Source organism: Psychrobacter okhotskensis (genome assembly GCF_965638355.1).
GTDB classification, from domain to species: domain Bacteria; phylum Pseudomonadota; class Gammaproteobacteria; order Pseudomonadales; family Moraxellaceae; genus Psychrobacter; species Psychrobacter okhotskensis.
On sequence record NZ_OZ281822.1, the window covers coordinates 3,311,245 to 3,337,323 of the forward strand.

At 44.3% G+C, this 26,079-nt stretch carries 21 protein-coding genes; 4 read left to right on the forward strand and 17 right to left on the reverse strand.

Translation table 11 applies throughout. The annotated features are described in order from the left end of the window. Positions 1-109: 109 nt before the first annotated feature. Positions 110-1,342, forward strand: a complete 1,233-nt coding sequence (locus tag ACSUPM_RS13800) for an 8-amino-7-oxononanoate synthase (protein WP_436880033.1) — start codon at positions 110-112, stop codon at positions 1,340-1,342. A gap of 71 nt (positions 1,343-1,413) precedes the next feature. Further along, a complete protein-coding gene (locus ACSUPM_RS13805) occupies positions 1,414-2,223 on the forward strand; it encodes a methyltransferase domain-containing protein (protein WP_201566658.1) in 810 nt (269 codons plus the stop codon). A 145-nt stretch (positions 2,224-2,368) separates the two neighbouring features. Here the strand turns inward: ACSUPM_RS13805 and dnaK are convergent, their stop codons facing one another. Together dnaK and grpE are read right to left on the reverse strand one after the other, a co-directional pair. Then, entirely contained in the window at positions 2,369-4,312 is a 1,944-nt protein-coding gene (dnaK, locus tag ACSUPM_RS13810) for a molecular chaperone DnaK (RefSeq protein WP_025651966.1), read from the reverse strand. 275 nt (positions 4,313-4,587) lie between these two features. Continuing rightward, the gene (gene grpE / locus ACSUPM_RS13815; protein WP_025651967.1) at positions 4,588-5,193 is read right to left on the reverse strand and encodes a nucleotide exchange factor GrpE; all 606 of its coding nucleotides are present in this window, start codon (positions 5,191-5,193) and stop codon (positions 4,588-4,590) included. Positions 5,194-5,896: 703 nt separating this feature from the next. Here grpE and ACSUPM_RS13820 point away from each other — a divergent pair. After that, positions 5,897-7,192 carry an alpha/beta hydrolase gene (locus tag ACSUPM_RS13820; protein WP_427647004.1) on the forward strand — a complete coding sequence of 432 codons (1,296 nt, stop codon included), beginning with the start codon at positions 5,897-5,899 and terminating at the stop codon, positions 7,190-7,192. On the opposite strand, the gene ACSUPM_RS13825 is transcribed toward ACSUPM_RS13820, so the two are convergent. The 15 genes from ACSUPM_RS13825 to fmt form a co-directional block, all read right to left on the reverse strand. After that, the gene (locus ACSUPM_RS13825; protein ID WP_436880034.1) at positions 7,157-8,284 is read right to left on the reverse strand and encodes a metallophosphoesterase; all 1,128 of its coding nucleotides are present in this window, start codon (positions 8,282-8,284) and stop codon (positions 7,157-7,159) included. The genes ACSUPM_RS13820 and ACSUPM_RS13825 overlap by 36 nt on opposite strands. A 156-nt stretch (positions 8,285-8,440) precedes the next feature. Next, complete coding sequence (locus ACSUPM_RS13830) at positions 8,441-9,475, reverse strand: metallophosphoesterase (protein ID WP_227687610.1); 1,035 nt, start codon at positions 9,473-9,475, stop codon at positions 8,441-8,443. Positions 9,476-9,662: 187 nt separating this feature from the next. Further along, a complete protein-coding gene (locus ACSUPM_RS13835; protein ID WP_201566652.1) occupies positions 9,663-10,124 on the reverse strand; it encodes a thiol-disulfide oxidoreductase DCC family protein in 462 nt (153 codons plus the stop codon). Positions 10,125-10,255: 131 nt separating this feature from the next. Further along, positions 10,256-11,113 carry a fatty acid desaturase family protein gene (locus ACSUPM_RS13840; RefSeq protein WP_025651972.1) on the reverse strand — a complete coding sequence of 286 codons (858 nt, stop codon included), beginning with the start codon at positions 11,111-11,113 and terminating at the stop codon, positions 10,256-10,258. Between the two features lie 116 nt (positions 11,114-11,229). Then, positions 11,230-11,703: a hypothetical protein gene (locus ACSUPM_RS13845; protein ID WP_025651973.1), complete on the reverse strand. Its 474-nt coding sequence runs from the start codon at positions 11,701-11,703 to the stop codon at positions 11,230-11,232. A gap of 79 nt (positions 11,704-11,782) precedes the next feature. Next, complete coding sequence (locus ACSUPM_RS13850; RefSeq protein WP_201566650.1) at positions 11,783-12,748, reverse strand: epimerase; 966 nt, start codon at positions 12,746-12,748, stop codon at positions 11,783-11,785. A gap of 23 nt (positions 12,749-12,771) precedes the next feature. Next, a complete protein-coding gene (locus ACSUPM_RS13855; protein ID WP_201577131.1) occupies positions 12,772-13,272 on the reverse strand; it encodes a hypothetical protein in 501 nt (166 codons plus the stop codon). Positions 13,273-13,396: 124 nt separating this feature from the next. After that, a complete protein-coding gene (locus tag ACSUPM_RS13860; RefSeq protein ID WP_201582697.1) occupies positions 13,397-14,350 on the reverse strand; it encodes a fatty acid desaturase family protein in 954 nt (317 codons plus the stop codon). 141 nt (positions 14,351-14,491) lie between these two features. Beyond that, entirely contained in the window at positions 14,492-15,010 is a 519-nt protein-coding gene (locus tag ACSUPM_RS13865; RefSeq protein WP_025651978.1) for a GbsR/MarR family transcriptional regulator, read from the reverse strand. A gap of 121 nt (positions 15,011-15,131) precedes the next feature. Further along, entirely contained in the window at positions 15,132-15,761 is a 630-nt protein-coding gene (locus tag ACSUPM_RS13870) for an L-threonylcarbamoyladenylate synthase (protein ID WP_025651979.1), read from the reverse strand. 158 nt (positions 15,762-15,919) lie between these two features. Then, positions 15,920-17,167, reverse strand: a complete 1,248-nt coding sequence (dprA, locus tag ACSUPM_RS13875) for a DNA-processing protein DprA (protein ID WP_025651980.1) — start codon at positions 17,165-17,167, stop codon at positions 15,920-15,922. Positions 17,168-17,215: 48 nt separating this feature from the next. Next, positions 17,216-18,313 (reverse strand): LysM peptidoglycan-binding domain-containing protein, encoded by a 1,098-nt coding sequence (locus tag ACSUPM_RS13880; RefSeq protein WP_350588207.1) that lies wholly within the window; start codon positions 18,311-18,313, stop codon positions 17,216-17,218. A gap of 338 nt (positions 18,314-18,651) precedes the next feature. Then, positions 18,652-20,073, reverse strand: coding sequence for a threonine synthase (gene thrC / locus ACSUPM_RS13885; protein ID WP_025651982.1), 1,422 nt, complete (start codon positions 20,071-20,073; stop codon positions 18,652-18,654). 58 nt (positions 20,074-20,131) lie between these two features. Next, the gene (locus ACSUPM_RS13890) at positions 20,132-21,706 is read right to left on the reverse strand and encodes a transcription antitermination factor NusB (protein WP_025651983.1); all 1,575 of its coding nucleotides are present in this window, start codon (positions 21,704-21,706) and stop codon (positions 20,132-20,134) included. A gap of 66 nt (positions 21,707-21,772) precedes the next feature. After that, entirely contained in the window at positions 21,773-22,864 is a 1,092-nt protein-coding gene (fmt, locus tag ACSUPM_RS13895; RefSeq protein ID WP_025651984.1) for a methionyl-tRNA formyltransferase, read from the reverse strand. Positions 22,865-23,095: 231 nt separating this feature from the next. On the opposite strand from fmt, the gene ACSUPM_RS13900 reads away from it, so the two are divergent. Continuing rightward, positions 23,096-26,014 carry a response regulator gene (locus ACSUPM_RS13900; protein ID WP_201567487.1) on the forward strand — a complete coding sequence of 973 codons (2,919 nt, stop codon included), beginning with the start codon at positions 23,096-23,098 and terminating at the stop codon, positions 26,012-26,014. Positions 26,015-26,079: the final 65 nt, after the last annotated feature.

Genomic DNA, 26,079 nt, shown 5'->3' on the forward strand with positions numbered 1-26,079 from the left:
TTAGATATGAAACTTTTTGTTACAAGTAGCCAATTTGTGCAATACTTCCTACTCATCAAGCACTCTATTCATGCCAAAAAGCCAAAAATAAAAGAAGGAATATTTCAATATGGCAAGTTCTATAGTGGCGCAGCTGCACGAATCATTGATCCATTTGAAGTCCCAGCAGCAATATCGTTGTTTGCCAAGCCTAGAACATCAAGGGCGCTATGTCGTCAGCCAAGGCAAGACACTGCTGAACATTGCCAGTAACGACTACTTAGGCTTGGGTGGTGATACTGAGCTGCAAACTGAGTTCCTTGAGCAGATACAACAGTTACCAGTGGTGAAGCGACCTAAAATGAGTGCCACCTCCTCACGCCTACTGACAGGCAACGACATACAGTTAGAAGCCCTAGAAGAAGAACTGCAAAATTGGTATCAAAGCGCCATAGAAAAACAGAGTTTGACCGATTCAAAGTCGGTGCTGGTCTTAAATAGTGGCTATCACGCCAACCTAGGTATCTTGCCAGCATTAACAACTTTGCCAGTCAAAACACTCATTTTGGCTGACAAGCTAGTGCATGCCAGCATTATCGATGGGATGCGCTTGAGCCAAAGTAAACTTGTCACCTATCGTCGTTACCGTCATAACGATTACGAGCATTTAGCCAAGTTTATTGAACAAGCAGACGAGACGGTTGAACGCATCATCATTGTCACCGAGAGTATATTTAGTATGGATGGTGACCGTGCCGACTTACAGCAATTGGTACAACTAAAAGCCGCAGACAGCCGCATTGAGTTGTATGTCGATGAGGCACATGCCATTGGTGTCTTAGGAGATACCGGATTGGGGCTCGCAGAAGAAACACAGACGTTGGCGGATATTGATTATTTGGTCGGTACCTTTGGTAAAGCGTTTGCGTCAGTTGGCGCTTATATCCTGTGCGATGACATCGTCAAGCAATGGCTCATTAACACCATGCGTCCGCTGATTTTTAGCACCGCCCTACCGCCCATCAATCACGCCTGGACGCGCTTTATTTTAGCAAAAATGCCAAACCTCATTGACCAACGTGCCCACTTGGCTCAGATCTCTGTAAAGCTCAGTCAAGCCATTGCACAACGACATCACACCTCGCCAATCACTCAACATATCCGCTACGACTCACCCATTATCCCCTATATACTGGGCGATAATGGACGTGCTATTGCCAAAGCGCAACAATTACAAGCAGCAGGGTTTTACGCGCTGCCCATCAGACCACCTACCGTTCCTGCGAACACCGCTCGTATTCGCTTGGTCATGAATGCCAAACTAACCAACGAAGACTGCGAGCAGTTGATAGAACAATTATAAGTCTGTCATCTAACCGAGATGTCAGTCCTACTATCGACCGATAATGGACTTACTTGGATGTAATAAGCCGTATGAAAACACTCGACATACCTAATGACCTCAGTGCTAGGAAACAAATCATCGCTCGCCATTTTGCCAGTGCCAGCGACTATGACCAGCATGCCAGTATTCAGCAGACAGTCTGTCAGTATTTACTAGAAAACATTGCTCATACCAAACAAAGCAGTGTATTAGAAGTCGGTGCGGGTACCGGTCAAATGACACGACTACTGGCTGAACATGTTCAAAGTCAGCATTGGCTGATCAATGAATTATGCGCTGAACAAGCAGCTACCTTGCAATCAATTTTACCAACGGCTGACATAGCGATTGGCGATGGTGAAACCATGGACTTGGAAGGAATACACAGTTTGATAGTCAGTGCCAATGCAGTGCAGTGGTTTGATAATCCGTTGAATTTTGTCACGCAATCAGCACACCGTCTACAGACTTCAGGTCAACTACTCTTCAGCACCTTTACGCCCAATAATTTTTTGCAAATTAAAGCGCTAACGGGTCAAGGCCTTGATTACCCAGATATCACTGAATGGCAGTCAGTATTAACGAATGCTGGCTTTGAGCATATCGAGCTTTCAATTGAGCGTTTCGACTTACCATTTATCAGCCCTTATGCTGTGTTGAAGCATATGAAACTTACGGGTGTCTCAACCAGTCAAACGCAAGTATCGTCAAGGAACACGCAACCTTTTAGATGGACGAAAGCGCGTTTACAACAGTTTGAGTCAGATTATTGGCAGCATTTTTCTGCACAAAACGAAGGTGGCCAGCCTTGCGTCAATTTGACGTATGAAGTACTGACCGTGAGTGCGTTTAAACCCTAAATCAGCTATATAGTCAAAATATCCTAAAAACGCGACGGTATTGCGGATATTTGAATGTTCAACAGACCCTACAAACAGAAATTATAGCCATAAAAAAACGCACCCCGAAGGATGCGTTTTTTAATCTAACTAGTTAGTAGCCGTATTATTTTTTATCTTCGTCTACTTCAGTGAACTCAGCATCGACTACGTCATCGTCGGCTTGGCTGCTATCTGCTGCACCGTCAGCACCTTGTTGGAACTGGCTTGGATCCATACCTTCGGCGCCAGCGCCTGCATCAGCATAAATCTTCTGACTGACTGGCAAGAAAGCATTGTCTAACGCTTCAAGCTTGGCTTTGATGTCATCATGGTCGTCTTCTTTTGCCGCTGCTTCAAGCTCAGTGATAGCCGTCTCTACTGTTGACTTTTCTTCATCAGTGACTTTATCTGCAGCTTCTTTTAGTGCTTTTTGTACCGCATGGATACGACCATCTGCTTCGTTACGTACTTGCGCTAGGTTAGCGAACTTCTCATCTTCAGCCGCGTTGGCTTCTGCATCACGAACCATTTGTTCAACTTCTTCATCCGACAAGCCAGAATCCGCTTTGATCTGGATACTTTGTGCTTTACCAGTACCTTTGTCCGTTGCTGAGATGTTCATGATACCGTCAGCGTTGATGTCAAAGGTGACTTCGATTTGCGGTAGACCACGTGGCGCAGGTGGAATGTCCGTCAAGTCAAAACGACCAAGCTGTTTGTTTTGGTTGGCGATTTTACGCTCACCTTGATACACCTGAATGGTTACTGCTGGCTGGTTGTCTTCAGCGGTTGAGAATACCTGTGATTTCTTAGTAGGAATCATGGTGTTTTTCTCGATCACTGGCGTCATCACACCACCCATTGTTTCGATACCAAGGGTCAATGGCGTTACGTCAAGCAATAGGACATCAGTTTTGTCACCAGACAATACCGCACCTTGAATGGCCGCACCAGCAGCGACTGCTTCGTCAGGGTTCACATCTTTACGTGGCTCTTGACCGAAGAACTCTTGTACTTTTTGTTGTACTAATGGCATACGAGTCTGACCACCAACTAAGATGACGTCATCGACATCGCCGATTTTTAGACCAGCATCTTCAAGGGCAATCTTACAAGGACCCATGGTACGTTGTACTAGCGCTTCCGTTAAGCTCTCAAGTTTTGAGCGGCTGATAGTCACGACCAAATGCTTAGGACCACTGCTATCAGCAGTGATATACGGCAAGTTTACTTCAGTACTTTGCGCACTTGATAATTCAATTTTCGCTTTTTCTGCGGCTTCTTTTAGACGCTGCATCGCAAGAGAGTCACCTTTTAGGTTAACGTCTTGGTCTTTTTTGAACTCGTCTACTAAGTAATCAATCAATGCTGAGTCAAAGTCTTCACCACCAAGGAAAGTATCACCGTTGGTTGCTAGTACTTCAAACTGCTGCTCGCCATCGACATCAGCGATTTCGATGATTGATACGTCAAAAGTACCACCACCTAAGTCATATACAGCAACCGTACTGTCGCCTTGCTTTTTGTCCATGCCATAAGCAAGGGCCGCTGCTGTTGGCTCGTTGATGATACGTTTTACATCAAGACCAGCAATTTTACCCGCATCTTTGGTTGCTTGACGCTGTGAATCATTGAAGTAAGCCGGTACCGTTACTACTGCTTCAGTCACGCTTTCACCAAGATAGTCTTCAGCTGTTTTTTTCATTTTTTTCAAGATTTCAGCAGAAACCTGTGGTGGCGCTAGTTTTTTGCCGTTGACTTCTACCCATGCATCACCGTTGTCTGCTTTGGCGATTTTGTAAGGCACCATGCCGATGTCTTTTTGCACGACTTTGTCATCAAAACGACGACCAATCAGACGCTTAATCGCAAACAAAGTATTGTTTGGGTTGGTGACGGCTTGACGCTTGGCTGACTGACCAACGAGAATTTCGTCATCCTTATAGGCGACGATCGATGGTGTAGTACGAGTACCTTCAGCATTTTCGATGACTTTAACCTTGTCACCTTCCATCACTGCCACACATGAGTTGGTTGTACCTAAATCAATACCAATTACTTTACCCATAATCAATTGCTCCTAATTTGTTTTTAAATATAAATGTTTGTATTGCTAACCGTATGGGTTGCCTGCACTTATTCAGCCATGCTGTATGAACCATACGGAACTTTACATATCAAACCTTTGCATATCAGACCATAGCCGGTCACTTGTTGCTTTATATCGGTTTGACCGTACATTTTTTCAAGTCAATAACCACGCAAACACAGTCTTTTGTGTGATTTTTTGTCAAAACCCTTAATTTAAGTAAGGTTTAACCATTTAAAATCAAGTGTTAAGTCCTATTGACCGACACGAACCATCGCAGGACGCAAGAGGCGGCCATTCAAGCTATAACCTTTTTGCAGTACTGTACCGACGGTATCCGCTTCAGCGTCTGGGTCGATGCCTACCGCTTCATGAAAATCAGCGTTGAACTTTTCACCTTGTGGTTCAACCACTTCTACGCCGTTTTTATTCAAGACAGCGACCAATGCTTTGTGAGTCAGTTGCACCCCTTCGGCGACTGGATCATTTGCATTCGCACTTTCGATAGCACGCTCTAAGTTATCAACGATTTCTAACAACTCTTTGGCAAATTTTTGTAAGGCGAATTTTTTACTTTTATCCGCTTCTTGTTCCATACGTTTTTGCGCATTATAGGCTTCAGCATTGGCACGGGCGGTACCTTCTTTGGCCTGCTTAACCTCGCCTTCTAACTCAGCGATACGCGCTTTAAAGGTGTCGATATCGATGTCATTTTCGATCGTCTCATTGGCATCAGCGTCTGAGTTGTTTTTTGGATCAAATTCTTTCATGGTTTCTTCTAAAATACTCTCAGCATGCTCAATATTGTCATGCGACACATTGTGCTCAGGGGATTCGTGATTGTTATTCTGCTCGCTCATGGTAGCTCCTTAGGATTATTAATAATAAAGGTTGGTTTTAAGGCACGATAAACTGACCAAACACTGGTCATTGTGCTGTTATTAATGGCCTAACTGTTTTCGTTCATTCTTTTTGTAAATGCGCTTCAATAGCTGCTTGATAAAGGTGATGAGCATAAATTTCAAGCCTAACCTAAGGAATTTTTTGTTTTAGCAGGATAAATCATTGCAAGGCGTAGGGATTATCGTCACTAACACTATAAAAAGCACTCAACGTTAAGATAAATGACGGGTACAAATGATGATGTTTTTGTCACCGAGCCACGCTTAACTTTATGGTGAACAGCTTTTAAGATAGATTGGAATGTAGGGTCTGTTGAACACTCAAATGTGGCACTGGCAGTGGCTATTTTTTAGACAATACGCAGTGAAATTTTTGACGCCTAGTCATTCCAGGTTAGATAATTTCGCCATGTATTGGCAAAAAATAGCCCTGCCCCAAAGGGCTGATGCTAAAACCACCCCAAACGTTGTTGTAAACCTAGCTAAGGTCTCGACATTCTCGTCGGTTTACGCCTAGTTTGATGCGATTTTAGCGATCAGCAGTCCTAATATTTGAATGTTCAACAGACCCTCATATAAATCTTATGATTAACTGCTATATTAATCGTTCACTTATAAAGCCGATTAACTTTGTTTAAACATCGATTACAAGAGAGGGTTTATGCCTATTTTACCAGTGCCATCGCTCAATGCTTTATTGACAAAAACGCTTAAGACCGTCAAAACAACAGCCGCTAAAAATGCGCACCAGCATCATATTTTGCACCATACGCTAAAAGGGCTGGATAATTTGCCAACGCCGCTACTCGAACGAGTTAATCACCAATTAAAAGCGTCTACAGCGGAGCAATATCCCCTCGCTGACGCCCATCTGCGCCTGATACTTGCGGTCAGTAATAAGCTCAAGCGCCCATTAGCACTGGATAAGCTACCCAACCTACGGCAGAAATTTGGTACAGATGCGGTGTCGTTGCAAGCGCCTAGCGTTTGGCAACAAAATGCGAATGTCTCAGGAAATTCAGAGAACGCCGTCAGCTGGCAAGATAGAACCATTGCCAACGCTGACGGTGGTGACATGACCGTGCGCTGCTACCAGCAGACGAAGCAGAATAATGAGGGAAAAAGTGCGGATGAAGTCGCCATGCTGTTTTTTCATGGCGGCGGATTTTGTATTGGTGATATCGACACGCACCATGAGTTTTGTCATACGGTCTGCGCCCAAAATGGCTGGGCAGTCGTGAGCGTCGACTACCGCATGGCACCTGAATATCCAGCGCCAACAGCCCTTAAAGACTGTCTGTCGGCGTATGCTTGGTTGGCTAAACATTCTCAGTCACTTGGTGCATTGCCATCGCGCATCGTATTGTCTGGTGATAGTGCGGGTGGTTGCTTGGCAGCACTGGTTGCGCAGCAGGTTATTAAGCCTATCGATGCACTATGGCAAGATAATAATCAAACTGCTGAGACTGATAAAAAAGCCAATGATACTTTTAAAAATTCACTGGCTGATTTGCCGCGACCTTTAGCCCAATTACCGCTATATCCGGTCACTGATTATGAGGCTGAATATCCGAGTTGGGAGCTTTATGGTGAAGGCTTGCTGCTCGATCACAACGATGCAAACGTCTTTAATACTGCCTACACTCAGCATAGTGGTCTAGCGCAGTCTCACCCGCTTATCTCAGTCATGCACGGTGACAATGCGCACCTGTGTCCCAGCTATGTCGTCGTTGCGGAATTAGATATCTTGCGAGATGAAGGGCTGGCTTATGCTGAGCTTTTGCAAAAAGAAGGCGTTAAGGTAGAAACCTATACAGTGCTAGGCGCACCGCATGGTTTTATTAACTTGATGAGTGTCCATCAAGGTCTTGGCAATCAGACAAGCTATATTATCAAGGCGTTTGCTTGTTTTGTGCAAGACCTACTGACCAGTGAGGGTGATGAGCCAAATCTCTGAGCGCGAGCCCAGTCGAAACGGAATGCCCCAAAAGCCGTAACCAGATGACACCACAAAGTGACTGTCATTGATGACCTCATAGCCATAACCCAAGCGGTTGATGGAACTAACAATGAAGTTGGCGGGGAATATTTGACCGTTATGGGTATGCCCAGAGAGCTGCAAATCAATCGGCATTTGGCTGTGCTCAGCAATATCACTTGGTCTGTGGTCTAACAATATCAGCGGCTCAGCGCTATTGACCTGCGCCAGTAGCTCAGTCGTCGGGACGCGCTGACGCTTATGATTGTCGAAGCGTCCCATCAACCAAAACGCTTGCCCTTGGTGCGTGAGGCGTATAACTTCATCATTTAACAACTGCACGCCAGCAGTACGCAACGCTTGGACAATTGGCTGCTCGTGCCCGTACAAATCATGATTGCCTAAAGTTGCATAGACCCCATACGGCAGGCTTTTGCATAACTCAGCCAAGTTTTCTGCCATTTTATATGTGGTAAATGCCTGTATATTGTCATCCATGATATCGCCTGGCATCAGCAATATGTCTGCTTTATGCTGCACAATAAGACGATGCAGCCTATCTATTGCGCCAATCCCAAACAATCTCCCGATATGCAAATCGCTAGCGACCGCAATACGTAGCGGCTTGACCAAAGGCTTATCAATATCAATAGATAACTCACGCACCACAGGCGCATAAGCGCTGTATAGAGCATAAACAAATAACCCGATAAATACTGCCAATGCCAATATGCGCAACCCAAAATCGACGGTAGCCGATGTAGCCAGCACATCACCGGTTAGCAATGTGATTAGCCAATAGCCACCATAAAATAAGCTGGTAACTAAAGCCGTCAATAGCATAAAGTGCATGGCCAACATCCAACCACTGATCCAGCGATAGCTATTGGCAAATGCTCTATTGACACTGAGTAGCAGCAAAGCATTAGTAATAACAAATATGATGACCCATACCGAAGTTTGCAAACCTGCTGTCTGCCAAGGTTGTAACCACCATTGCACGCTTAGAGCAGCGCCGACACTAAAGAGCTGCAATAGCGCAAAAATGGTAATGAAAAATGCGTAGCGCATGAAGAATCCCTGAGTATGATGGTGTCAATGCAGTATGTTTTTAGCTAACCAGACAAGCAAAGTAGCTATTAACCAGCCTAACAGCAAATAAAAGCCTCTACCATTTAGATATGGTAGAGGCTTTATCATAAGGGTAACACTTTTTATTTAAATAGCTCATACACCAGACTGCAACGTAATTATCCAAACCTCAGAACGCGTACCCAGTCTAAATGGTACGGGACCGATGCCATAACCAGAGGTCACCAAAAACTGCGTATCGGCTATTTTTTTGCTGCCATAGTTTAGCGGTGTCAACCAATCCATCAGCGTCGTTAACGGGAATATCTGCCCGCCATGGGTATGCCCAGACAGATGCAAATCGACTGGCAGGGCGCTGACCTCATCCATCGCGCTAGGACGATGTTCTAAAAATAGCACTGGTTTATCTGTCTGTACTTGCGTTAATAACTCCTCAGCTGACAGTCTGGTACGATCGATGTCATCTGAGCGCCCTACCAGCCATACTGAGTCATTTAATAGTACACTCTCATTATCAAGCGCTTTGATGCCAGCCTCTTCCACCGCTTGAGTGATCTGCTTTTCATAACCAAAATAATCGTGATTACCTAAAGTCGCATAAACGCCAAGCGGTGCCTTTAGCTTTGATAGCTGCTCATGCATATTCGTATTATCGTAAGCAATGGTATTGTCATTCATAATGTCGCCAGCGATAACCACGACATCGGGATGTTGCGCATCGATAAGGCTTACCATTTTCTTTATCTGTCGATTGCCAAACCATCTGCCCAGATGCGTATCAGAGACAAGCGCGATATCCATTGGCTTATCCAGCGTCTTATCTATAGTGACTGTTAAACGATGTACGACGGGCGAATAAGCATTAAATACCGCTAAGCTAACAATGGCGACATAAACTGTAATGGCAAAGGTACGCAAGAGTATTGGACGAGATTTTCGCTTAAAAAGCTGATAAACGAGTAGCGCCACCGCAGCCGTTATCAGACCAGCATAAAGCATAAAACCTTGCAAAATACTGACGACTAGATAGACATGAAAGCGCTCACCCCAAAACTCAGTCAAACCATAAATGAGAGCACTATTATTAATAACAAAGACAGCTGCTACCAGTGCAGCTTTTGCAGCAGTAGTTTTTGGCTTTACAAACCAGCAAATAAGAACGCTGGTCATAACAGCTAGCAACTGAGTAAAAACGATGAAGAACCACATAGTAAGGTCTAATCAGATAAAGATAACGCTATCTTACGTCAAAAGCTGGATGCTCTGAATGTATTGTCTTTTTTTCCACAAAAACTTCATATGCTTTGCCTCTAAAGTGCTATTGCCACAAAACTAAATAGTGGCCAATAAAAGCCCTTTAACGTTTGTCTGGTGCTATTTTACAGACGCCATTGTCACAAGCTTGCATCAGCGCTTTGCCATAGAGCAACTTGGTCATCCAATTCGGAATTCTATAACGATTGCGCGCGACATACGGATAAGCAAAGTCACCCAGTTGTTTGATCACTGGCAAAAATAACAAGGGTGACCATTTCACGCCGCCCGTTCTGTAGAGCAGTCGTACGGCATCCATGTGCGTATACCAGTTATCGTAGCTGTCTTGCACACACATATAAGTCATCGCATCCTCACGGCTAAATCCTGCGGCGGCTAAATTATCAAGCCCCTCTTTCACAGGAACTAAGCGTATCTTCTCCGGCTGACGCACTTGCATATTGTGCGCCTCGGTGCTACATATGACGCATGCATCGTCGTAGTACATGGTGATGGATAAATGTGCTTGCTCTCTATAACTGTTGATATGATTTTGAATAATCATCTTATGACTCCTTTCTGAGTGATATAGTCAATCCTATATAAATCAGATACGGTGTCAGGCTCGCTTAGTCTACTATTTGTAGTACTTTCACTCGCCTTCCTTGTATCCAAATTATATTGAACCGACTATGGCTAAACATCAAAGTGATGCGAATGGGCATTGGATTTTTCAGTCACCCTAGACTCTTGATACTGATTGACTGGGGCTAAAAAGGGAATTACTGGCTGCTGCGTCCACTGCGGGGCAATAGCATCTAAACGCTTGGCCAGCATCGGTAAATGGTTGGTCGGCACCGCTGGAAACAGATGATGTTCGATGTGATAGAGCAAGTTAAAAGTCAGTAAATTAATCAATGGATGACGCTCACTACGGGCATATACTATCTCATCACAGCCATGATGGACGCTCCATACAGCAAAGAACCCCACCATCGTATTGGCCAATATCATTACCAATACGTGATACATCAATATAGGATGCATCGTGATAAAAGCGGTGGCAATCACTGCGAAAATAAGCAACATATCAAGGGCAACAAGAATACGATTGCGGCGGCTACCATGCGTTAAGCCAAACCACTGAATCGCTATCGAAAAAATTCCGCCGCCTAATATCGCTTTATACCAAGGCAGACGTGCCCAATTACCCTCAACGTCACTCTCTCCCAGCGGATCTCTATGATGATTAAGATGAGTATGCCGAATGGCATGCGTACTACAAAGCATAGTGATACTCAGCATAAATAGCATGAGCTTTGTGGCGACTTTACTCACACCTAAAGTACGGTGATAGCAATCATGGGCTTGTCTAAGTGCGGCGGTAAAAAAGAAAAACGTTGCAGCCAGCGCAAGTAGCCAAAATCCCTGCCACGCGCTCCACCATGACAATAATAAAAATGGTAACGATAAAAAGATATTATAAACCGTCTCAGTGGGCTTGAGCTGACGCAAATCTTGCCATTCAATATTGGCTAACGAAGGATGACGCATGATGTTCTCCTTGCTTTGTGATAAGCAGTAGCGACTCAAATTAAGCAACCACTTGTTTAGTAATTATAATTTCATTTTACTTTATTTCTGTCAAAAGTGAAATAACTATTTAAATTTTATTTGTATTTAGGTAATGCGATAAGACCCGTAATCACAGCGCTGATACCACCTGTCAAAACCTGCATAATAAGAGGTAGCTCTAGTAAAGATAGAAAGGCAAAGCCCATAAAACCACCCGTAATTAAAGAGATAAGAAGGCCTTTATAATTACAGTGAGCATTTACTTGCGCAAGAATCCAGCCTGTAAATAATGAAGATAACAGTCCTAATATAAATCCAAAAATTATATAGAAAATCAGCGCAAACCCTAGCAGCCAAACTATATTAAATACAGTGATAAAATAGGCGTTAGTAATATTGAATATTTCGGAACCACCAAAATTATAGTCATTAAACAAGACATCAGGTACTGCTACGCTTAACCATAGAAATATCCCACCCAGTGCCCCGCCAAATTGTGCATATTGATTTATTACTTTACCTTTAGGATAGCTAGGTGTTTTGACTGTACTAAACTCAATATCACTCATAAAAACCTCTATGTTGTTTCACATGAAACAACATATCATATAATTAATAATACTGTTTCACATGAAACATGCCACTCACTTACGACTTCTGCTGTTCTAATGCTTGTTTAAGTGTCGGCTGCTGGAACTCATACCCTGCATCTAATAACGCTTGCGGTAATACTTTTTGCCCATCTATTAGTAGCGTCGACATCTCACCAAACATCAGCTTAAGTAAGAAATTCGGTAGGGTAAAGAATGTCGGACGGTGTAACCATGACCCCAGTGTTTTGGTGAAAGTATGATTGTTCACGGGATTGGGTGCGGTTAAGTTGTACACAACCGCTGTTGTGTCATTTGTAGTCTGTTGGGTGTTTTCATGCATGGCTTGAGTGCTCACATCATCAGCTAGATGCTTCTCAATGATAAATATCGCTGCCCCTACCCAGTCCTCACGGCTGACCCAACTCATGATTTGCTGACCATCACCCAATTGTCCACCGACGCCCATCTTAAACGGGGTTAATAGTTTACCGAGCATGCCGCCTTTAGGATGAATGACAACACCAGTACGCACGATAGCCACAGACACGCCATAATCGTTTGCTGTCAACGCCAGTTGCTCCCATTCATCACATAATCGATGAGCAAAATCGGTTTCAAAACCACTGCTTTCGGTAAGAGGTTTGTCACCTTGAGTCCCATACCAACCAATCGCTGAACCGTTGACCATTAGCTTGGGTTTAATACTGGTACGCTTAATAAATGCCAATAGAGATTCGGTAGGCTTAATACGGCTGGCGAGCAATTGCTCTTTGCGCGCATCGCTCCAGCGCGAGTCAGCGATACCTGCCCCTGCTAGGTTTAAAACAACCTCAAAGCTTTTATCTGAGCTCGCCAGCTCATCATAAGTCATCATGTCGATATCATTCGGATGGGCTTGGCTGCTATCACGCGTCAGCCAAGTAATGTGCAGCGCTTTATTTTGGGCACGGTAACGCGCCATAATCTCATTACTAAAGGCACTGCCTAAAAATCCTGAGCCACCACTGATTAAAATATTCATGTCCTATTCCCTATATTTTTTGCTTATCGTTTAGTAAAACTTAATTCGCTATAGTCATCGTCTTCTTTTTTAACTTTTATATCAAAACGACTTTTACATGCTTTTGGTAAAGCAATACAGCCAGCGATAGCTGCATTGATAGCGCCAAATAGTCCTATACCAATCATAAAGGCCAGTAGCACCCCAACCTCTATCAATGAGTTTATGCCTAAATATAGGATGATTGCGCCCATATAACCTGCTGACGTTATAAACCCAATCAAAAATGTCGTGCGTAGACTCTTATGATCACCGCGCCATATATTCTTATAAGCGACAAGAATACCCGTCAATAAAGCAGGAATAAAACCAAGCAGACCAACATATAGCAATGGCTGATAACCAATCTGCGCAAAATCCGCATTCCTAAAAATGAATAACAAACCTAGCTCTGCAATCACTCCACCAACCATACTACCAAGCCCTGCAAACAAAATAATCACTGATAAGTAAGGGTAAGCACCTACATTGTTATTCGTTTTCATGATATTTATCCTATTAACATTGGTCGTTAATTGAGTATAAATACGACGTTGGCAAAGCCAGTGAAATTACTGTGGATAATGGGTGGATAAGTAATAAGTATCTTGATTTCATTTAGTCTACTGATTAAGCAAAACGTTTACGAATAGGACACTCACTATCATTATTATTTTGAGATTTATTCTTTAATTTGTTCCAACGATGATTAATAAAGTCCATCGCAACAGCAGTATTTGGCAATACATGCGCTTTGGTCAAGTGTGATGCTGCCTCATCTAAACGCTTGGCTAATTCAGGTAAATGGTTGGATGGTACAGCAGGGAAAAAATGATGCTCTGCGTGATATAACAGGTTAAAAGTTAGTAAATTGATCACTGGATTACGCTCGGTGCGAGCGATTGTCTCATCACAATCATGGTGCACGCCCCACACAGCAATGATACCAACGCTAGCATTGGCCAACATCATGGTCAGTATGTGGTACATCAATACTTGCGCTAACATGGTCAGAGCAGGAACAGCGACAGTAAATACGGTCAGTACGAGGGCAACCAAGACGACTAAAGCAATCAAGCCAAATTCTAGCCAAGCCAAGCTTTGATTGCGACGGCTGCTTAAACGCAGTCCTTGCCGATAGATAGCGAGCCGATAAGTTATCCCGCCGAGCAGTGCTTGCCACCATGACACATTTGCCAGACTGCCTTCAATATCACTATCGCCCAGCGGATCACGATGATGTGCCATGTGAGTGGCTCGAATGCTGTGCAAGCTGGTCATTAATAGTACGCTAAGCAATAATAATATGGCAGTGGTCGTACGCTTACCTGTCCCCAAACTATGATGATAGCCATCGTGCGCTTGACGGAATGCAGCAGCAAAAAACAAATAAGAAGCGCCGCATGCCAGTACATACCATGATTGGCTGGCGAACCACCAAGACAGTAGTAAGAACGGATATGGCAAAATAACATTGTAAGCGATTTGACCGCGCGTTAACTGACGCAAGTCTTGCCACTCGATTGAAGCAATAGCCTTTTTAATGACTTGCTCTTTATTAGCGTGTGTTTGATTGACTGTCATTTTACACATCCATTTGTCATTGATATTTTTATTGAAACTCGTATCACTTAAACTTAGCTGGACTTTATATCTATTACATAAATTTCTGTCTAAACAGAAATAGTTACTTAAATTTTTTATTTTAGATCACACAGCTTACTATTAACGTAAAACCTTTTTAATACTAGCGCCCAATTTGAGGACTTTTTTAAGGATACTTGTGGGTAGCTTCAGCATCTCAGACGACCATGTGGTCAGCGTGTTGACGAACTCTTGGGTATCCTTTATCCGCGCTTTTACTTCGCTATTTTCATGCTCAAATTCAGGACTGTCCATAAGTTCTTGTAAGAACTGCACCGTTGGCTCAAGCTCACGTTTTTGACGCTCAACGACGATAATACGTGCCAACTCCCAAACGTCGGTATTAGTCGTAAAATGATCGCGACGATCGCCCAATATCGATACTTTCTGTACTAGCCCCCAGTTTTGTAGCTCTTTAATACTGTTTGAGACATTAGAGCGCGCAACGCCAAGCGTCTCGGTAATCTCTTCCGCATTGAGCGGCTTACCGATGATATAAAGCAATGCATGAATCTGTGACATAGTGCGATTGACACCCCACTGTGAGCCCATTTCACCCCAATGTAAGATAAATTTTTCGGTCACAGGATTTAGTTTCATAGTATTTATTCGCTTAATATTTCATATAGTTTGGCTAATTTCTTAGTTCATATTGCATCATTCTTTTATTTCTGTCAATAATGAAATCAGAGAGTAATATCTATTGCTTGATTGCCATGCTCTAACGGACGATTAAACCTGTGATTGCATCACGTATTTGACTGGGTAAGGTATAGCCTAACGTCTCCGCCTGTAAGTAGCGGATTTGCTCGTCAAAATACCCATAAGCATCCGTAAGAGTCATAGCAGGCGGTTGCCCTGATGGATTGCAGCTTGTAGAAACCAACAGTCCAAAGGGATTATGCGCGCTGACCAACTGCTGGCATAGCTGACGGATAATGGGGTGAGCGATAACTCTGACCGCAACTGTCCGATGCTGCCCGGTTATCCAAGGAGGAATAGTAGTAATCAGCGCCTGCGGAATGGGTAACAACCAAGTGTGCGCTTGTTTGCATTGTAGCTTTATATTGTCACTATCCGTCTGCCAGCTATTAATGATTTGTTGGCGCTGACTGTCTTCTAAAGTATCTAATAAGGGCGCTAAACGCTCAGCACTGTCAGTAACGACAATCATACCTTTAGCTTTTGGGCGCTGCTTGATATCCAAAATACGCTGCACGGCTGCCTTATCATAAGCATCACAACCTATCCCCCAAACGCTTTCGGTTGGATAAGCAAGTAACTGTCCTTCTTTTAGCCACTTGGCAGCTTGAACGACAGAATCAGTAGTAAAGGATGCGGATTTTTTCATGACTTGAAGGCTTCGAAAAGGTAGGAGTTTAAGCATTAATAATAACATAGGAGAGAAGCTGACTAAGTGAGCGACATTTAAATATTTATAAAATTGGGCTGACCTTAGCACCATTAGAAATATCAAAGCATAGCTATCGTTGTAAACACCCAAATAGCCTATACGCGTAAATAACGCCCACCTTGCACGCTGATGACGCCTAGTAACTCAAGCTCCATCAATTGTCCAATCAGCTGCGGTGGCGTAAGCTTGGTACTGACTAACAACGCATCTAAATCTTGTCCATGCCAATCAAGCTGCTCATAAACCAGCGTTAAATGCTCAGGGGCGACGATAGCGCTTTTAGGAGATTTGATATTAGACGGTATCGGTTGGCTCACCGCTGGCACAGAATCTGTCTCTGCAGCATTAGCAGACTGACTGTTAGTCGAGGGCTTATGGTTTGAGTTGGTCGTCTGTGCTGTTGGTCGATAGCCATTATTGCCATAAGCCAGCTGACCATTGACGTCCTCAATGACTTGCTGAGGATGATAAATCAACGTCGCGCCTTCACGTATCAGATGGTGGCAGCCCTCAGCATTGCTATTATCAATATGACTGGGAATCGCAAAGACTTGCTTGCCCTGCTCCGAGGTTAGGCGCGCAGTAATCAACGAACCACTTTGGATAGTCGCTTCGGTGACAATAGTGGCTAAGCTGAGACCTGCCACCAAGCGATTGCGCCGTGGAAACGTATGCTTGTGCGGCGGCGTATCCGGCAACAGCTCACTGATAATACAGCCACCTTGCTCGATAATTTGCGCAAATAATTTATCATGATGATTGGGATAATACACTTCAATACCAGTGCCCATCACCCCAATGGTTCGACCTTGATAATCAGCATCTGTCTGCGCCAGTGCTCCTAAATGGGCGCGCTTATCCACACCCATGGCCAGACCGCTAGTGATGATATACCCTGCCTGTGCTAAATATTGTGCCATATCAAAAGTAATTTTTTGCGCATGGGCGGTGGGTTTGCGACTGCCGACGATGGCAATTTGTGCTTGCTGCAAACGCGCGCGCTGGCCACGATAAAACAACAGCGGCGGCGGATCATATATTTGTAGGAGTTGGGCGGGATAATCAGGCTGGTCGGCAAATAGCAGACCGTAGCGCCCCTCGATGAGCGCTTGCTGAATTTTATCGATACTGGCTTGTGTTTGCGCTGGCTGTTCATGGCGGGCAAGATGCGTATGATGAATACCCAATTGCCGCCAAGCGTCTACTTTGGCTTGCCAAGCAAGCTCTGCTACCCCAAAAGAAGTCATAAGCTTATGATAAGCCGATAATGACGCGTTCACCTCAGTCCACAGCGCCAATATTGCGCGCTGCTCGTCGGATAACATTGGAGAAACTGCCGTCATAATAGTCTGACTCGCATTTACGGATTCAACTGACTTAAGAAGTCTGGCTTATAGATAAGGGGGTGGTAGTAGCTGATCACCCACGTTGAGCGGTAGCTCAGAATCAAGCACATAGGCGTAGCTAATATTATCAAAAGTATTGAACACCATCACCATGCCGCTCTGCTCACTGGGCAAGCGTACAGAGGCATCATTATCTTTGGTATCGCGTACCAACGCCCCTTTTTGATAGACAGTCAATACATCACCGGGTTTGGCACCATCAGTGTGACCCAAATTAATCGCGACCACACTACCCTTCGCCGCAGAACTGATTGAGTCCATGACACGAACAATCATACCGCCACGGCTAACGGTTGCAGGCGTTGGGTAAAATACGGGCGGGATAGAGTTGTTCAGCTCAACAAAAACGCGATCACCTTCACGGACTTCTTTGCCGTAGCTGTCGGTAAGCTGCAAGCTTGTGACGCCATTACTTTCTGTAGACGTAACCAATCCAGTCGCTACTTGGGTGACTTCAAGTCCGATGACTTGCTGAGTTTTTGGCTCAACATACATCTCGCCTTCACGGTAGATGCCATAACGCTGTCCAACGATAAGTGAGACGCCTTTGGCATAAACTTTGTCACCGCTTGCCGTGATTAAGTTACCTTTTTTAGACGCTAATATATAAGGCGTGGTATTAAAATCTGCTGGATTAACAATGATCGTTTTATCCAGCCAATGCTGGATCGCAGACCATGGAATAGGCGGAATGCTATTGGCCGTCGACGTGACTGATACGGAGGTGGTGACTGATGTGCCGGTTAATTGTTTTTCAATACCAGCACAGCCTTCACCTGTATCCACACCAACTAAAGTCTTACCTTGTATCACGCACAGAATAAGAATATCGTTAGGATAAATAAGGTTAGGGTTTTTGATTTGCTTATTGGTTGCCCAAATCTCTTTCCAGCGCCATGGACTGTCTAAATAGCGTCCTGAAATGTCCCATAAGGTATCGCCTTTTTTGACAATATAACGATTGGGCGCATCTGCTTTGATGGTTGGTGGTGGATTGTTAGCGTGGGCAGTGGTCATCAGCATGGCACTACTAAATGTCGTGATCAACAGTGCTTTTGCTATCGTTTTTAAGCTCATCTTCATTGTTATATCCACAATATGTACCGCTGTTGTCGCCACAATTAATACCATTTAGACCCTTTATTTAATCTTAAGCCTTGAGCATTATTAAAATTAATGACAAGCATAAAAGGGCTTAACAGTACGGTTATCATAACGCCTATAGGGCAGCTGTTCAGTGTAATTGGCTGGTGGGATTGCTAAAAAAGCGTCTAGCAAAATGATGAGTCGCCGACGCTGTTTCTAATATTACAATTATATCTACCATAACACAATCATAAACACTTTATTACAATGGCGTAACTTTTATGTGGACGCTTGTTTAATGGTTAAACAAAGCTAATAACAAGTCCAGCATTAATTCAGGCTGGATTTGGCGTCACATGTTGACGAATTTGCTCAGCGACCAGCTCAGCGTTGTTATCCAGCACCACCACGTGCTGTGGTAAGCTCTCCAAGCCTTCGGTATGCGCTGGCCGAGCAATGTCTATTGGCCCAATCGCTTCAACGATTGTGTCAGCAAATTTGACGGGTAACGCTGTCTCCGCACAGACAATGATTTCACCCTCTAACTGTAGCTCTTTAGCAACCTTGATACCGTCAGCTGTATGCGGATCAACTAGCTCACCATGCTGCTCATAAAGCGCTTTAATGGTTTGCAGGCGGTCGCTATGGGTCGACTTGCCAGCAGCAAAACCGTAACGGCTGTTGACTGCTTCCATCAAATCAGACAAATCAAATCCTTGGCCGGATTTCACCCCCTCAAATAGCTCATGAACGCGAGCGCTGTCTTTGTCGAGTAGCAGATAAACAAAGCGCTCAAAGTTAGAAGCTTTAGAGATATCCATTGACGGACTAGAGGTGACGTAAGTTTTTTCCGTCGGACGCGGCTGGTAAGCACCTTGATTAAAGAAGTCGTTTAGTACGTCGTTTTCATTGGTCGCGACGATTAGACGGTCAACGGGCAGTCCCATTTCTCGGGCGATATGACCGGCACAGATATTACCAAAGTTACCAGATGGTACACTAAAGCTGATTTTTTCATCGTTGCTCGTAGTAACGGCAAAATAGGCTTTAAAGTAATAAACGATTTGCGCAAGGATACGACCCCAGTTGATAGAGTTAACGGTACCGAGGTTATAAGCCGCTTTAAATTCGGCATCTTGCTGCAATGCCTTGACGATATCTTGGCAATCATCAAACATGCCATCGATGGCAATATTATGGATGTTATCATCGGTCAGACTATACATTTGCGCACGCTGGAATTCGCTCATTTTGCCGTGCGGTGACAGCATAAAGACTTCGATATTGTCTTTACCACGTAGCGCATATTCTGCTGCGCTGCCCGTGTCACCACTGGTCGCACCAATGATGGTAATACGCGCGTCTTTTCTTTTGAGTACGTATTCAAAGGCATTGCCCAAGAACTGCATCGCCACATCTTTAAATGCCAATGTCGGACCGTTCGATAATCCTAAAATATATAAATTATCTTCAAGCTTACGCACAGGGACAATCTCATCAGAACCAAATACCTCAGCGGTATAAGTACGCTCAATGATATCTTGCAAATCAGCGGCAGGAATATCAGTGGCAAAGCGCTGCATAATCGCCATGGCAAGCTGTGGATAGCTGAGCGTGCGCCACTCATCAAGGGTCGTACTATCAATGTTTGGATAGTGCTCAGGCAGCATCAAACCACCATCTGGCGCAAGCCCCATCAATAGCACATCACTAAAATCCATCGGCGCTGTCTGACCACGGGTACTGATATATTTCATTAGATTGTCCTGTCTATAATGAGGTTATTCAATATTTAAAACGGTTTATTCAGCAGTTTTATGCCATTGTCTTATGAAGCAACGCATAATAGAAACCATCGCCACTCGCGCTATCAATCGGCAAGCATTGACGACCAATTGCTTGTTCGATACCCCAACTGCAATCGTCGGTAAACTCAATCGCTACTGCATCATTATGATGCGTGATAAAGTCCTGCATTTGCTCGACGTTTTCTTGCTTTAAGATAGAACAGGTCACATACAGCAGATAACCACCAGCTTTGAGTTGTGGCCATAGATTGTGCAAGATGTCTGCTTGCAACAGTGCCGTTTGCTCGATGTCTTCTTCGGTACGAAGGATACTGATATCAGGATGGCGACGAATCACACCAGTCGCGGTACAAGGGGAATCGAGTAATATTGCATCAAAGACGGGTTCATTGGTAGCCGCTTTTTTGTTTTTTCCATGCTGCCATCTGGTCGCATCCGCACAGACGATATTGAGTGCGACACTTTTCTCTGCTTGCTGCAAATCGTGCTGACTTAGATTTAAGCGCTGTAAATTCTCACGAATACGCTCAATACGTGGTGCTTCGTTATCGATAGCTGTTACTTTGATATCAGCAGTCGCAGACGACGTTTCAGCATTATCTCGTTTCACGTGAAACAATGATGACTCGTTCTTAGAACTTATAAGCTCTAACCAGTGAGCCAATTTACCACCAGGTGCCGCACAAGCATCTAGAATATGTATCTCATTATTCGTATTTTTCGTATTAGATTTTTCAGCACTAAGCTTAGCCATCAATGCTTGATTAATAATCGGTGCAGCAAGTTGCGCATGCATGTCTTGTACGCTAGCAACCCCTAAAGCAAACTCAGGCAAAGCGTTAACGGCAGTGCTTTGATGTAGCCGGAGACCTTTGGTTGATAGCGTTGTAGCAGCGGCAGACTCTGACGAGCTCGCTACCTTAAAACCAGTCGTTAGCTCAACGATGTCTGCATCAATTTCTGCCCCATCCAACGCATGCTGATAATCCTCTACCGAAGTAACCGCCGAGTTCACTCGTAAAAACATCGGTGCTGGCTGGCGCAAGCCTTGGGTCAGCTCATCATACTGCTCGCTCCAATCTTGCTTAAGCTGATAAGCGAGCCAATTCGGTAGGCTGTGTTTTTTATCGCACTTCTTACGGAATTTGCTTGGATTCTTGGCGACTTTGCGCAAAATAGCATTCACCAAACCAGTAGAATGAGCAAACTCAATTTCCTTTGCAGCCTCAACAGTTTCATGAATCGCCGCATGGTCAGCCACCTCTAAATACAGCAACTGTACTAAGCCTACTTGAATGGTGGTACGCACCTCAACCTCATCAATAGGGTTGTCTGCTAAAGTATCGAGCAAACGTGCCAACGCATGCCACTGGCGCAATGTCGTGAGCAGCAATGCATGAGCAAAGCCTTTGTCACCATCATGCAAACTATTCAATAATGGATCAAGGACGCTTGAGAGCGACTGACCGTTTTGAATAGCCAGTAAAGTGCGGATCACGCGTACGCGCACGCTGCCATTCATTATAAGGTTGCTTGACGGTTTGAGCTTGTTGTTTCTTGGCGCAGTGCTGGTTTGTCTCATTAAATTTGATTTCCTTGACGCCTAATCGATAGCGCCTTGTGCAAGTAGGTTAAATATAAGTAAAAATTAGTTTGATTCTTTAGTGAACTGGTCACCATCATTTAATTGGTTGCCATGGCAAATTTGCTCGGCGGTCATCGGCTTACCACCCGCAAACTGTAAGTCGGTGATGGCTAAAGTGGCGGCTGATGATTCAGCTTCACTCTCTTTACCACAAGCGACTAGAATCGCTTTGCGGCCAACGCTCACCACAGTACCAGCAGGCTCATTGGTTTGCTGCGATGCATTCACAGGCAAACTGGCCAATATTTTGACCCGCTGACCTACCAAAAAAGTATAAGCGCCCGGCCATGGCGTCAGGCCACGAATTTGGCGTTCAATCTCCGTGGCGGATTGCGTCCAGTCGATTTCGCCTTCGGTTTTGACCAGTTTTTCGGCGTAATTGGCTTTACTGTCATCTTGAGCTACGGCTTGCGCTTGATAAGGTACCAAGTCTTGTAGCACGGTACTAATAGCTGCCGCGCCCAGTTCAGCCATCTTATCATGCAGGCTCGTGGCGGTATCATCAGCATTAATAGGAGCGCTGACTTTGTAGATCATATCGCCAGTATCCAAACCTTTATCCATTTGCATAATGGTAATGCCGGTCTCAGAATCGCCCGCCAATAAAGCACGATGAATAGGCGCTGCACCGCGCCAGCGTGGCAACAATGAGGCATGAATATTTAGACAACCATAAGTAGGCGTGGTCAATACACCAATCGGCAATATCAGACCATAAGCCGCAACAATCATGATATCTGGCTGATAAGTGCGCAAAGTCTGACGCGCAGCCATGCCTTCGGTGCTAGATTTTTTAAAGGTAGCTGGTTGTTCAACCACAATATCATTGGCCAAAGCAACTTGCTTGACCGCAGACGCTGATAGCTTTTGCCCGCGACCTGCTTTGCGATCAGGCTGTGTATAGACCGCGACAATCTCTATATTAAGTGTGTCCTGCTGGTTGATAAGCGACTCAAGGCTGACAGCAGCAAACTCAGGCGTACCCGCGAATATCACTCTTAAGGGAGCGATACGCTGCTGCTCAGCAAGCGTAGATGTCTGTTGCGGCTGGGTAGAATTTGTAGACAAATCAGAGGTGGAAGCAATTGTGGTCATAGTGGTGCATTATGTATGATTAATTCGTCCATTATAGGTGAGTTTACGACGTTGTGCCATGATTGTAATAGTGACAATCCAGCGTTACTAATGACACTATTTATCTTTATAATAGTAAAAAGCTCAGCTACTTATTCATAAATAAGCCAGAGCACGCAAACCTGTCAGATTTATCATTATTTTACGATCTGCCATCATGCCGACTTATTGTCGACTTAGGGTCATGCTTTTATGCAACAGTTTCAGTCTTTACAGCGCTTACTGCTCTTTTATACGTTGACACTATTGACCATGTTGTCACTGTACTACTTTGCGTTGTTTGACGATATTAAGACAGACAATAAGCAGCGGAGTATAGATACCTTTGAAACATTGCAGCATGCCGTTACTGAACACGCGCAGCCCCTAAACTCTGAAATCCAAGAAATACTGAGCGAGCCGTCTTTTGCAGGCATTAGTTATCAGATCATTTTTATGATGCCATCAGGGCAGACTCATATCCATCGTTATGTCCGTCCTAATGAGCGTGCATTTCCCACCGTCACCTTTCCTAATGTCATTACCTCATTGCCCTCTGATAGCAACAACTACGGCGCCTATACGCTCAACCCTCGCAACTTAACAGGAACGATTGAACTTGAGAGTGGTCATAAGCTCTATATCATATTGCGCCATAAACCCCTTGAAATAGACTGGATCTCCTATCGCTACTGGCTACCGCTAATGACGGCGATCATGTTCTTTATTATGGCGTTACTTTATACATTAAATCGCCAGACTAACTGGCAACAACTGATAGTTTATACCGATAATTTAAGTGCCAAAGCAAAGGATGCTTATTTGCCACCGCCGTTTGTTGACAAAAAATCGACGTCTGAGTTTTTGCGTCTAGGTCACGCGCTCAGTCGTATCAGTTACCAACTTCATAGTAACCATCGACGTATACAAACCTTGCAACATCGTCTTGAGCGTTTGGTTGAGCAAGCGCCGTTGCCGATGGTCATGATTATGCGTCACGGGCAGATTAGCTTTTTTAATCAACGTTTTGAGCGAGTATTTGATACATCATTCCAAAGTGATACCACCTACCAATTAACAGATTTTGTCTCAGCTGACGATGAATCGGTTCAGCTCCTGCTCCAAAAACTCTCTAGCTTGCGCGTTACCCGCACTCTAAACGTTCGCGGTATAGAGAACCAGCAAGCCTATCAATTGCATATTACCCCATGGTTTGGCGAACATGGACAAGTACATGGCTTTACCGTGCTACTAAATAATGTCAATGAGCTTGTCAATCAGAACACTCAGTTGCAGCAAAAAAATCAACAGCTACAAGGCAAGATTGATGAACTTAGTGAGCTTAAACCCGCGATATATCACGAGCTGCATCAACCACTAGAGACGATAATCGACACCCTTGAAGCCGTCAATACTGATACTTTTTCTATCCAGCAGCATACTGTATTACAGACGTTAACGAGGTCGAGCGACGCGATGTTGACGAGTCTTAATGACATGCTGGGCATGGAAGAGATTGACGTCAAAAAAACGCACCTTAAGATTGAATCTGTTGATATCTATAAACTGGGACAACACATCAATGACTTAGTCATAGAGGATGCACGGCGCCAAGGGCTTGAGCTGCTTTATTTTTTTGATCCTGACTGTCCGCGCCATATTGACACTGATCGCAAACGCCTTTGCCAAGTCTTACTGAGCTTACTGGATAACGCCATCACCTCTACTCTTGCAGGCTCTGTTTCCCTAACGATCGAAGCCTTTGCTGACGCAGCTTTACCACTAAGCGTCAATGACAGTGTACTGGTTACCAATGACGACATGACAGCAAAAAACCCGCATAACTGGGTAAGGTTTAGCCTGCAACATACAGCTGTAGATAACACTTCGCGCAAACAAACACCGCCGCTTACTTACGTTAAGCAAACTGATGTTGCAGCTAATGACCAAATACAGCAACCGCTTGTGCAGGCAAATCTTGCACACACCAAAGCCAATACTTTTGCGCAATTATTGGGCGGCTTCCTTGAGTCAAATAGCTCGGATAATGACTGTAGCACCATCAATTTGTATTTGCCTTGTCGTCGTCCAAGTTATCAGCCGGTCTATCACCTTAATGAGCAATTGACCAAAGTCCATCTGATTGCAGTAGTCAATCAAACGCTTGGTGCTGAGCATTTGCAACGTTTATGTGACTACTTATCTATACCAGCTTCTATTTATACCACTATCAATAGTGCAACTATTAAGCAGTTAACAAAACAGCTCGCAAAAGATGGGCAAACACTGGCACCCGTTCTGCTGTTAGATTATGAATATTATGAGAGCAACGCAATCGTATTCCCTAAGCCAGCAGCAGGGGACGATAAAAACATCAATGATAGTAGACGCAAGAGCTTGAGCCGCTTATTGGCTAATATCTCGCTACCAACGACACTATTGAGCATGAAGCCTGAGCGCCGCATTCCTTCTATGCTATTAGATCAATGCGATGGTTTTTTGGCTAAGCCACTAGACAATGCTTTATTATTATCTGAGCTGCTGCGTTTGACACTACCAGTCAGGCAGACGTTGGTAACCGCACAAAGCACTGATACTGACAAATTTGATACCGATAATCTTAATAATGATAATCTTGATAATGATAATCTTGATAATGATAATCTTGATAATGATAATCTTGATAATGAGAGTCGGGCGCTGGTCACCGAGGTAGATGGCGCTACCATAGATATTTCTGACCACAAAACTACCAACGAGACCGCGCCACCGCTTATTTTGGTGGTAGAAGACAGTCCGACCAATCAAAAAATAGCGTGTAAGATATTAACCAAGCTTGGCTATCGTACCGTGGTCGCAGAAGATGGGCAGCAGGCGTTGAGTCAACTGCAAGCGCAGCATGAAGAGATTGCTCTTATTTTGATGGACTGCCGGATGCCGGTGATGGATGGCTTACAAGCGACCCAAGCGATTCGTGCGCAAGGGGATGATATTCCTATTGTGGCGTTGACAGCGAATAATACTGCAGAGGATCGCGATGCTTGCTTTGAGGTAGGCATGGATGAATTTTTGACCAAGCCTATCGATAAAAATAAGCTGCAATCGGTATTACAGAGTCTTATTAAAGATTAGGGCGTGCCCTCATTTCATCGTTATCAAAATGAAGACATGCCCTAATAGGTATCTTTGACACTCGC